Raw genomic sequence first — 11,360 nt, forward strand, 5'->3', positions numbered from 1 at the left:
ATATTTAAGTAAGTAATTTATTTGTTTATTTCAAAAACGGTATGGAAAGCGGATACTTCCATGTATGTTTATTCCATCCTTTGATTCCCCCGATGATGGGGAACAAAATGGACAGTGCGAACATTATACAACCAATTATAATCAAAATTCCCCCGATAGCAATTGAGGGACTTTCAAAGAACTTCTCAAAATACATAGGATAGAGATTAACATCATATCCTTCCGCTGTCATGGTATATTCTCTGATGAAGTTCATATTAGCATTCATGTTGAATCGCATACAGATATTGAACACTATGAAATACAGAATGCCACTGATGTACCAGTTCAGTATGTATTTTCCCTGTCTGTTAATTTTGGCTGATATGCTTTTGGCATTCATCCAAAAAAGAATTGGAGCGAGCCATCCAATCAAAGGAACCAGTATCAGGAAATTCATCAGTACCAGACACCAATGCTCTTCTACCCCAAGAGGAAGGGATAGCCTGGACGGGGCTTTTTCTCCGTCAGAAAACTTCAGTTTTTCGCGGTCGATCCCTACGGTCAGTGTATCCGATTGGCGTATCTGGTTTAATTCTTCTAATTTCTTGTTGTCCATATCCGGTATGGTTTTAGTTGTCAGAAACTGAGCTTTTCAAAAACGGTATGGAAAGCGGATACTTCCATGTTTTTCCGTTCAGTCCTTTGATGCCTCCGATGATGGGGAACACAAAAAAAACAGCTGATAAAAGGATAATAGGTAATGCCCTTAGCGTAAAGAAAGAACCGCTTAACAGTCCTAAAGGGGAACTCAACGAGCCGATAAGGGCTCCAAAAAGGTTTCCCGCAAGGGTAATTCCTACTATTATCATGTAAATGGCCCAACTGATCAGCCAGTTGATGATGTATCTTCCTTGTATGGCGATGGCTTCCGATTTATCTCTGCCGATGATCCATGCGACGATAGAAACAATCCATCCCCATGTCGGTATCAGGAGCAGAAGGTTTATCAAACCCAGATAGCTGCTGTCCGAAATGCCAAATGTATCTTTACGGGATTCACCATTCAGTATCTTTTGTTTTTCCTGTTCGAACTCCTCGTCGGTCAATGCGCCTGATTGGCGCAACCGGTTTAATTCTTCCAATTTCTTGTAATCCATAATCTGTCCTTGTTTTAGTTGCCAGAAGCTGAGACTTTAAAAAACGGTATGGAAAGCGGATACTTCCATGTTTTTCCGTTCAGCCCTTTGATGCCTCCGATGATAGGGAACAGCAGACACAGGAAACAGCCTACTCCGAGTATCAGGAGAAGCAGGATTCCGGCTCCTCCGCCGAATATGCTCAAGAGGACCGCCAATGGAGAACTCTGGTCGTTTTCATAATTCATATCGCTTATGGATACTATGCCGCTGAACATGAATATGATGAAGAGTACCGTCAGCACGATGCCGTACAGAAACCAGCTGATGTACCAGTTCAGGATGTATTTGCCTTGGCGGTTGACGGGTGCGGAACTTTCTTTGCCCATGATCCAAAGCACAATGGGGGCAATCCAGCCTACATACGGTATGAACATGGCGAAGTTCATCAGTGCCAGATAAGTATTTTCTGTCAGTCCCATGGGGAGTACGGTTGTGGGTTTGCCCGCATCTTCTTCATCCAATATCTTTTTCTTTTCTTTTTCAAATTCTTCATCGTTCAACGCTCCGCTGTCGTGGAGGCGTTTCAGTTGTTCAAGCTTTTCGTAATCCATAATGACTGAGATTAGATGTTAATATAAAAAACCGAACATCCAGAGAGGTATCTGGTTGCCACGGCCAATTTCGGCCTTATGCAAAGCATACGTCACTCCGGGGTTGTTCTTGATCTTCACCCCTTCGCAGCATATCTTGAAAGGCATCACTTCGTCTACCATGAACGAGGTGTTTTTGTCACCTTTGTGCACTTTATGGTCTTTCCACATCGTGTTTACAAAGAAAGTGTCCAGCACATCTTGTTCTTCCACCTTTACAGGGTAGATGGAATACATCAGATTGGGGTTGTGCAGCATAATCTTCGATGGTTTCTTGGGGAATTCTTCCCCTTTGGGATAGACCAGGTTGATCAGTCGTGCGTCGGCCAGATATTTGATGTAATTCATCACCGTGGCGCGTGATGTTTGTATGTCGCTTGCCAATTGGCTTACGTTTGGGGCCTTCGGCCCGTCTACAGCCAACAAATATAATAATTTTTTTATCTTTGAGAGATATTTCAGCTCAATTTGTTTAATAAGCAGGATATCTACTTCTACCATCATGTTCATGGTTTTGAGCAGATTCTCCGAGAAATTGCGTTTCTCAAGGAAGAAGGGGTAGAAACCGTGGTGGAGGTAGTCTTGAAAATAATCCAACGGGCGGACTTTTGAAAGTACTCCCTTGGCTATCTGTTCGTGGCTGCTTAATATCTCTTCGAGTGTATAATGGCGGAATTTCATGCCTGTTTGCAGGTTCAGAAATTCGCGGAACGAAAAGCCCCGGAGGTTGTAGCTCTTCACAATGTCGCGCAACTCCAGATTCTCTTCTTTGAGGCGCATGACGGATGAACCGGTGAATACGATTTTCAGATTGGGGAAACGGTCGTAGCACATACGCAATTCGCGGCTCCAGTCGGGATGCTTGAATACTTGGTCGATCAGCAATACCTTTCCGCCCCGTTTTTGGAATTCATTGGCGAAGTCGACGATACTGTGTCCGGAGAAATAGAAATTGTTCATGTTGATAAAGAGGCATGAACGGTCGGTTCCGAATTTCTCTTTGGCGTATTGAAGCAGGAAAGTGGTTTTTCCCACGCCACGTGTTCCTTTGATACCAATCAGTCGGTCACTCCAGTTTATTTCGTCCATCAAGTCGCGGCGGACCGGGGCATTGGTGTGCTCAACAAGGTAGGCATGTGTGCGGTAGAATGTTTCCATCTCTTTTCTTGGGTTTTTCGGGGGGCAAATATAAGCCTTTTTTTAGAAATTGCAAAGTAGAGATAGCAAAATTGTAGTTTCGTTTAGCAAGTTTATCTTTTGCTTCATTTTGTCAAAACGGTATTCCTAATAGGTGGTAGAGGCGTTATTTCGGGTCAACGGCAAGCTGCTTCTGAAAAAACGCAGCCAGTTCAATCGGGCAATTATGCTTTTGCTTGTCTACTTCAGTGTTTGCTTGCAAATATAAATATAGTTTTTCATTTTCGGTAGTTTATGCCGGTATTTCTTTGAAAAAGGGTTTCTTTTGTTAGTTTGAAATACTTCGCCGGGAGAGAGGAAATAGAGTCGGGGAAGGGGAGAAGAGCCTTTGTTGATGGGCTGTCAATCGTCACTCCGGGAGATGTGAAGGCTTTGCTCCGGAGAAGTGAAGTCTTTTCCCGGGGGAAGTGAAGTCTTTGCCTGGCGGAAAGTGACGGTTTGCCCCGCAGAAAATGACTTGTTTCTCGGTTTTATATGCGTTTTTGTGCATATATTTGCAGGAAATTTCCCGGTTTTAATGTTAGTTGCTTCTTGGAGAACAAAGGGTTTGTAAGTGAAAAACCGGAAATGGCAACAAAAGGACAGGTGACGATACGTTTAAGGAATTAAATGATAGTTTCTATCCTCGGGCATGGATGTATCTTAGGGTGAAAAAACACGTAACTGTTCGTTGCTGTCACTCGTACAAGTCTCTGCATCCGGATGAATTCTGTTTAATTAATTGATGCTAATGTCGAATCTGCTTTACTTGTTTAATCCCGATCAGGATCTGGCTCTTGCCAGTGGCGAAGTCAATTATATGCCGCCTGCCTCCGCCCGCCGGATGGCGGAAGAGTTGGCGTTGCTTCCCGTATGGTTTACGGACGGGCCGTGCGGTGTGCTTGCTCCGTCTGCCTATAATCAGTCTTTTCTGGAAGAGATGCTCGACTTATTTCCGCTTCCCGCATCTTTGAGAACCCAGGCCGAAGATTTTTCGGAAGTACGTTCGGTGGTTCCCTGGGGATGGAATCCGGCACTCCGGAAACGTCTGCTTTCATTGGGAGTACCCGATGCTGCGGTACCTTCGGTGGAGGATATAGGGCGGTTGCGCAATCTGTCCCATCGTTTGCAAGCCGTGAAGTTGTTGTCCGGTCTGCAAGTGGATGAAGCGTTTTGTGGAGAGTCTTGTTACCTAACCGCTTTGTCCGATTGCCGAGCATTTGTAGAGAGTCTGGAACGCTGTCTGCTCAAAGCCCCCTTGTCCGGAAGCGGTAAAGGGCTGAACTGGTGCAAGGGAGTGTTCACTCCTCTGATAGAGCGTTGGTGTGCCCGGGTTATAGAGCAGCAGGGAGGAGTTGTCGGTGAACCTGTATATAATAAGGTAGAAGATTTTGCCATGGAGTTTTATTCGGACGGAAAGGGGCGGATTACTTTTGCCGGATACTCTTTGTTCCGTACCAACGCTGGTGGAGCTTACGAAGGAAACCGGTTGCTGTCCGATGTGGAGATTGAACGAAGATTGTCGGCTTATGTGCCTGTGGCGGCTTTACGTCGGCTTCGGGAAGAGCTGCAAAGACGATTGTCCGTCTCTTTAGGAACGGAGTATGCCGGTTATCTGGGAGTAGATATGATGATTTGCCGGTTCGCTCTCCTTCCGGTGTTTCGCATCCATCCTTGTGTGGAAATCAATTTGCGCATGAATATGGGGCTTGTGTCCCGCCTGATATACGACCGTTATGTACAATCCGGGGCTTCGGGGGTGTTTCGTGTCTCTTATTATCCATCCGACGGGCAGGCATTGCAGGAACACAATGCGATGAAGGCCGGGCACCCGCTGCATACGGAAGAAGGCCGGGTGGTGAAGGGGTATCTGCCATTGGTCCCCGTCCTGAAGACGAGCCGTTACCGGGCATATATCCTTGTGGAGGACTGAGACGGAGTTTATAAGGATTGCTTTTTGCAGGAAAAGAAAATGGAGAAGCGGCTTCCCACACCTGCTATCGACTGTAATGACAGTCTTCCCTGAAGTTTTTCTACTATAACTTTGCAGATGGAGAGTCCCAGTCCTGTTCCTTGCGCGAATTCGTTCTGTTTGTAGAAGCGGTTGAATATCATTTTCTGTTCGGACTGCGGAATGCCTATTCCGCTATCTTCAACATAAATTTCAACTTCTTCATTCTGCGAAAGGTACTTCCAACCCAGTTTTATATAGCCTTCCTGAGTGAATTTTACAGCATTGTTTAAGAGGTTGGTGATAACCTGAATCAATCGGTCTTTGTCAAGATGTACGATAATGTCTTCGCCACTCTCTTCCAGTATGAAATTGATATTTTGAGAAATTAGAACCTTATGGGTCTGGTAAGTATCGTTGATAAGAGTAGCCAGCGGATAATCGTCGTATTTGAATGACATGTAGCCGGATTCAATCCGGGATATTTCCAATATATCATTGACAAGTTTCAGCAGCAGTTCGTTGTTGCGGTGGATGGTTTCTACATACAGGTCTTTTTCTTCTTGCGAGATGTCTGTATCATCAGGAGAAGCAAGCAGGGTGGAAAATCCGACGATAGCGTTTAATGGTGTACGTATTTCATGGCTCATGTTGGCTAGGAAAGACTCTTTGAGCTCTGCTTTCTCCGCCATCTTACGTGCTTCTATCAGTTCTTGTTCCCGTTTTTTATAATCTTCTATGTTCAATAAAAGTCCCGTGGTCTTCTGCCCTCCCAAAGCGCTTTCCATGGTACTGCATCGAAGTTCCCACCATTGATACCCCTTCCCGTTGAAATCACATTTCAGCTTTATGAAGTGTTTGCTGCTGATGGCGTTCTTTGCCAAAAGGAATTGTGCTGCGGACAGATATTCGGCATCTACAAAAGAGAGGAACTCCTGAATCGTCAATGGGCGGGGAGTTATGTCTAAGTTTTTCCAGAATGCATTTTCAAATACCATCATGTTGTTTTTTAACCGCCACGCATAAGTGTCGCTTCCTTCCACTGCCAGTGCCAATGATTCTTTTTCATCTTCCAATTCATAGAGGATGGAACGCTTCTTTTGGGTTTCACGCCAATACAAGTAGGTGATGCCTGACAGTAGGCCGAGAATAAAAAAGATACTACCCAATAAACCGGACCACCAAAGGACGGGATGCAAGGCTTTAAAGGGAATATTGATGATGGTATATTCATTGGGGATGTCTGCAATGGTCATACCCTCTTTTTGCATGACATTCCAGTCGATAAAATATCCTTTGGAGCTTTCTTGGATAGACATGTCAGTGATGTTTTTCCCTCTAAGGATCTGCACTGCTGCATGGACAGATTCTTGTGCCTGAATGTGGCTCGGAGTCATGTATCCGCCCAGAAAATTATATCCGCAGTCAAAAAGCTCATTGATGGCTGTAAAGCGCATCTGGGTAGAAAAAGATGCCATCGTGAGCGTCGTATAGTCTAATTTGGTTTGTAGATAAGGCATTTTGCTGTATTTACCGATAGCCCATAAAAAGTCTGCACCGTTTGTTGGGTCTTCAGTTTGTTCCTCGGATATTTTGCGTGCAGATAGGGCGGTAAATACTATGTTACCTTTGTGAGTTTCTTTCCATGATGCCTGTTTGTCCAGATGCCAGTCTAAGTTGGATATGATATCAGTTGACTCTAATTGACAGTTGATGTGGTTTCTGATTTTCCGGTCTAAAAAAGTATAATCCAATATCGTGTAAATATTAGTTATACCGGTTAGCCTTTTTATCATTTTCAGGTTTTTGCTAAAATCTATCTTGTCTTCAAATCCGGTCACATTATCATACTGCTTTATCAGTTCCCAATTGGGATAGTTGACTCCGGAAAACACGATGGGTATTTCTTTTAATATGGGATTGTGGCTTTTCAGTAACGAATAAGTGGCTTGATCATCATTCACAAGAATGATTTCGGGTTTCCATTTGGCAATAGAATCCATGAAAAGGTTGATTCGTTTTATTTCTTGTGGTTCGTTATAGCGTTCACAATTTAGATAAAAGAAAGAGAGTTTCACCGGTATACGGGCTTTTGAGAACTCCTTTTTTATCAGTTTATTGTATTCTGCGTATCCTTGATAATCGTTTTCATAAGAGTGGATTACCAATATCCGTCGTTCTTCTTCGAAAGAGCATGCTGTGAGTAAAAATATGGTGATATAGCAACTTATAAATAATAGGATGAACCGCATACTTTTAATTCAATGTTTTGATGGTTTGTTTGTTTGATTCGTTGTTTGTTTTGCAAAGATAGTGTATTAAATTGTATCATTAAAAAAAATGTCATTTTTCTCCTTGTGTCGCCTCACTTTCATTCCCGCAGCGGTCCACTGCCGTGACGGCAAAATACTTCCGGGCCATCCACGGACGGATGGGAGCATAGGTGTAGTGCGTGTCCCGCAGGTTTTGTACAAGAATGTTTTCCGGGTTCGTAATGTCCACCGGATAGGTGTCCGAAGCGTAAATTATGTACATCGGTGCATTCTGTCTGTCATTATCCGTGGCAGCTTTCCAGCTGAGCCGGGTATATCCGTCGCCGGTGGAAACTACATTTAGTTCCGACGGTGCGGTAGGAGCCGCGTTGTCGATCCACGGCATGGGCGGTTGCAGTGCCGGATATTGATAGAACTGCTCCCGGAGGATGTCGTATACTTCCTGGGTATTGTCCATCAGGTACTTTACCCGATAATGCGCTTCGCCTGCCAAGTGGTTGGCGCGGATGAAATGTATCTGGCGTTCCACTTCTTCGGAGGTCCAGTTACCCTCGTCGGGATGAAGGAAGTAGATTCCCAGTCCGGGCACGATGTGGCGTCCGTTGCTTTGCTCCTGCCAGTCGAGCGCAAAGGGGTAGAAGCCGTTGCCGCGGAAATACATCATCGGGTAGATCTGGTCTTGAATGCCCTCGCCCAGCCATCCCTGAGGATCCTGGTAGACGGTGAAAAAAGCATTCCAGCCTTTGGAGGAGTATCGTGACGTGTCGCGGTATTTCCCTACCGGACAGGTGCTCACCTTCACCCAGGGCTTCATGGCTTTCACTCCGTTATAGATGTAACGCACAATGTCCGTCAGGTTGTCACGGCGCCATTGTGCCAGCGAACGTCCTTTACCATAGCGGCGGAAGTCGTAACTGTCCGGGAAGCGGGGCGCGTTTTCGGGATAGCGGAGGTAGTCGAAGTGAACTCCGTCCACGTCGTAGCGGCTGACCACTTCACGTACCAACTTCATCAGATACTCTTTGGTGGCGGGATGTCCGGGGTTGAGGAAATATTCGTTTTTATAAGGCACGCAGATGTCCCGCTGGCGTTTGGTTACCGATTGTTTGCCGAGTGAGGCTACGTGTCTCTTGCCTCCAAGTGGGATGGTCACCATCCAGGCATGACACTCCATACCCCGTTTGTGGCACTCCTCGATGGCGAAGGTCAAAGGGTCGTATCCGGGATCGCCGCCGACCTTGCCGGTCAGTATGGAGTTAAAAGGTTCAATGTCCGAACGGTAGAGTACATCTCCACGGGTACGTGTCTGGAAAAGGACTGTATTGAAGTTGGCTTCTTTCAGGCGGTCGAGGATGTCGATCAGCTCCTCCTTCTGCCGCCGGATGCCTGCGGGAGTGGTTGCTTTGGTGCGTGGCCAGTCCAGTCCGTAGACGGCAGTGATCCAGGCAGCCCGTACCTCGTGTTTCGGGGAGGCCTGCGCATGGAGCGGAAGTAAGGAGAGGAGAAAAAGAAAGAGGAGGGATGTTCCTCTTCCGGCTCTCTTTTTCACTGAGAAAGAGTCGTTATGGCTTTTATAGATGGTGTTCATAAATATAATGGTTTTGATGTTCACCACAGATTACACGGATTAACACAGATTGATAATTTATTTCATTGAGAATCCGGTTAAAGAATCCGTATCAATCCGTATCAATTCGTATTAATCTGTGTTAATCCGTGTAATCTGTGGTGAAACGTCTTCTAAACTGCCTTCCGTGGCGAACAGAAGTCCGCAAAGTTAGCAAAACCCTTTGTAAAGTTGTGTAGTTTCCACAGATTATGTTACATTTGCGCTGATTAACAATTCAACACGCCATGATTACATTTACAATTTGCCTGCTGGCATTGGTTGCAGGTTACTTCATTTACGGACGATTGGTGGAGCGTGTCTTTGGCCCCGACGACCGAAAGACCCCGGCACTGACACATGCCGACGGAGTGGATTATATCCCTCTCCCCACCTGGAAGATTTTTATGATTCAATTTCTGAATATAGCCGGTCTCGGCCCCATCTTCGGAGCTATTATGGGCGCAAAGTTCGGTACGGCTTCTTACCTGTGGATTGTGCTGGGAAGCATCTTTGCCGGTGCCACGCACGACTACTTTGCCGGTATGCTTTCACTTCGCAACGGGGGTGAGAGCTTACCCGAAATTGTCGGCCGCTACCTGGGGCTGACCACCAAGCAGGTGATGCGCGGTTTCACCGTCATCCTGATGATTCTGGTAGGTGCCGTCTTTGTGGCAGGTCCGGCCGGACTGCTGGCAAAGCTCACTCCCGACAGCCTCGATACCACCTTCTGGATCATTGTCGTATTCATCTATTATATTCTCGCCACATTGCTGCCGGTCGATAAAATCATCGGAAAGATATATCCCCTGTTTGCCGTAGCTTTGCTGTTTATGGCAGTGGGCATCCTTGTGATGCTCTATGTCCATCATCCGGCGCTCCCCGAGTTGTGGGACGGATTGCAGAATACCCATCCGGATGCAGCCGCATTGCCTATCTTTCCAATCATGTTTGTCAGTATCGCCTGTGGGGCCATCTCCGGATTTCATGCTACACAAAGCCCGCTGATGGCCCGTTGCATGACTTCCGAGCGTCATGGCCGTCCCGTATTCTACGGTGCCATGATTACCGAGGGAATCGTCGCCTTGATCTGGGCTGCTGCCGCCACTTATTTTTATCGTGAGCATGGTATGGAGGAAAACAACGCTTCTGTCATTGTGGATGCCATCACGAAAGGGTGGCTCGGCGCAGTGGGTGGCGTGCTTGCCATTCTGGGGGTGATTGCTGCTCCTATTACGTCGGGCGACACCGCGTTTCGTTCGGCACGTCTGATTGTTGCCGATTTCCTGAAACTGGAACAAAAAAGCATTCGCCGCCGTTTGTATATTTGTGTCCCGATGTTTGTTGCCGCCATCGGGCTGCTGCTTTATAGTTTGCGTGATAAGGACGGATTCGACATGATCTGGCGCTACTTTGCCTGGGCCAACCAGACCTTGTCGGTATTTACCCTCTGGGCCATTACGGTCTATCTGGCGTGTGCCCGTAAGATGTATGGATTGACGCTGGTTCCGGCCCTGTTCATGACAGCTGTCTGCTCCACTTATATTTGCATTGCTCCCGAAGGATTGGGATTGTCACACGCCGTTTCGTATGCGATAGGAGGTATTTGCACGCTGGGGGCGGCCGTTTGGTTTGCTGTTTGGAAAAATAGATTTAACTCGAATCAGGAGTTAAAGAAGTTATTACATAATTAACACTCGTATGAAGAAAGTAAAGAAATCAACCTGGGTTACTGTCGCCCTACTGATCTACGTGTCTGTGACAGCAGCTTATCTGCTGCCTCGCAATAATGAAGTAAGCGATACAGAGAAGTATCTCACCCTGGCTGCTTCGTATGTCATTGTTCTCGTTCTTTGGCTGGTGCTGAGGAAAAAGGAACAGATGCAGCAACGCCGCCGGGAGGAAGAACATATGAACAACCTGAAAAAATAGAAATGTTATGAAGAAATTAATGTGGATGGTATGTCTGCTTGTTGTTTCAGTGACGGCACAGGCACAGTTTGAGAAAGGAAAGTGGATTGTGAATCCCTCGGTGACGGGGCTGGGACTCTCTTACAGCAAGTCGGAGAAAACACAGTTCGGATTGCAGGCGCAAGGCGGAGCCTTTCTGGTGGACAATGTGGCGTTGATGGTTACAGCCGGTGCCAACTGGAGCAAACCTGAGGATAAATACACGCTGGGTGTCGGAGGAAGATATTACTTTGATAAGTGTGGCATTTATTTAGGTGCCGGATTGAAGATGAACCGCTATAACTGGAAGGTGGGAGACACCACCGACTTTGCGCTTGGTGCAGAGGCCGGTTATGCTTTTTTCCTGACACGGACAGTGACCATAGAGCCGGCTGTTTACTATGATTTGAGTTTTAAAGACAGCGATTGGTCGAAGTTCGGACTGAAAGTCGGCTTCGGCTTCTACTTCTGATTTTTCCTTTAAAAGGAACTCACCACAGAGGGCACAGAGTAACACAGGGTGAATTTTAAGTCATTGATTATCCATATTGATAATCTGCGTATTCTGTGGTGGAAAGACTTTTGACAGCCCCTTTGTGGTGAGTTCCCGATAAAATTGATTGAGAACCCTTA

10 protein-coding genes are annotated in these 11,360 nt (G+C 46.3%); 4 read left to right on the forward strand and 6 right to left on the reverse strand.

Annotated features, from left to right (window positions below):
* Positions 1–25: 25 nt before the first annotated feature.
* From QK890_RS12030 to QK890_RS12045, 4 genes are read right to left on the reverse strand one after another with little or no spacing between them, the layout of a single operon-like run.
* Positions 26–598, reverse strand: coding sequence for a DUF4870 domain-containing protein (locus QK890_RS12030; protein ID WP_022011288.1), 573 nt, complete (start codon positions 596–598; stop codon positions 26–28).
* Positions 599–611: 13 nt separating this feature from the next.
* Entirely contained in the window at positions 612–1,139 is a 528-nt protein-coding gene (locus tag QK890_RS12035; RefSeq protein ID WP_005807718.1) for a DUF4870 domain-containing protein, read from the reverse strand.
* Positions 1,140–1,153: 14 nt separating this feature from the next.
* Positions 1,154–1,732 carry a DUF4870 domain-containing protein gene (locus QK890_RS12040; protein WP_044300998.1) on the reverse strand — a complete coding sequence of 193 codons (579 nt, stop codon included), beginning with the start codon at positions 1,730–1,732 and terminating at the stop codon, positions 1,154–1,156.
* 18 nt (positions 1,733–1,750) lie between these two features.
* Complete coding sequence (locus QK890_RS12045) at positions 1,751–2,929, reverse strand: ATP-binding protein (protein ID WP_165015586.1); 1,179 nt, start codon at positions 2,927–2,929, stop codon at positions 1,751–1,753.
* Positions 2,930–3,698: 769 nt separating this feature from the next.
* Here QK890_RS12045 and QK890_RS12050 point away from each other — a divergent pair.
* Positions 3,699–4,880, forward strand: coding sequence for a hypothetical protein (locus tag QK890_RS12050; RefSeq protein ID WP_032529960.1), 1,182 nt, complete (start codon positions 3,699–3,701; stop codon positions 4,878–4,880).
* An 8-nt stretch (positions 4,881–4,888) separates the two neighbouring features.
* On the opposite strand, the gene QK890_RS12055 is transcribed toward QK890_RS12050, so the two are convergent.
* Together QK890_RS12055 and QK890_RS12060 are read right to left on the reverse strand one after the other, a co-directional pair.
* Positions 4,889–7,159, reverse strand: coding sequence for an ATP-binding protein (locus QK890_RS12055; RefSeq protein ID WP_320890041.1), 2,271 nt, complete (start codon positions 7,157–7,159; stop codon positions 4,889–4,891).
* An 82-nt stretch (positions 7,160–7,241) separates the two neighbouring features.
* Positions 7,242–8,759, reverse strand: coding sequence for a glycoside hydrolase family 10 protein (locus QK890_RS12060; protein WP_122200294.1), 1,518 nt, complete (start codon positions 8,757–8,759; stop codon positions 7,242–7,244).
* A gap of 266 nt (positions 8,760–9,025) precedes the next feature.
* Between QK890_RS12060 and QK890_RS12065 the strand changes: the two genes are divergently transcribed.
* From QK890_RS12065 to QK890_RS12075, 3 genes are read left to right on the forward strand one after another with little or no spacing between them, the layout of a single operon-like run.
* Positions 9,026–10,471, forward strand: a complete 1,446-nt coding sequence (locus tag QK890_RS12065) for a carbon starvation protein A (protein WP_022011283.1) — start codon at positions 9,026–9,028, stop codon at positions 10,469–10,471.
* Between the two features lie 7 nt (positions 10,472–10,478).
* Complete coding sequence (locus QK890_RS12070) at positions 10,479–10,709, forward strand: hypothetical protein (protein WP_005807712.1); 231 nt, start codon at positions 10,479–10,481, stop codon at positions 10,707–10,709.
* 7 nt (positions 10,710–10,716) lie between these two features.
* Complete coding sequence (locus tag QK890_RS12075) at positions 10,717–11,199, forward strand: outer membrane beta-barrel protein (RefSeq protein WP_005807711.1); 483 nt, start codon at positions 10,717–10,719, stop codon at positions 11,197–11,199.
* The last annotated feature ends 161 nt before the right edge of the window (positions 11,200–11,360 follow it).

It is taken from the genome of Bacteroides sp. NGMCC 1.200775 (genome assembly GCF_040798045.1).
GTDB lineage: Bacteria > Bacteroidota > Bacteroidia > Bacteroidales > Bacteroidaceae > Bacteroides > Bacteroides hominis.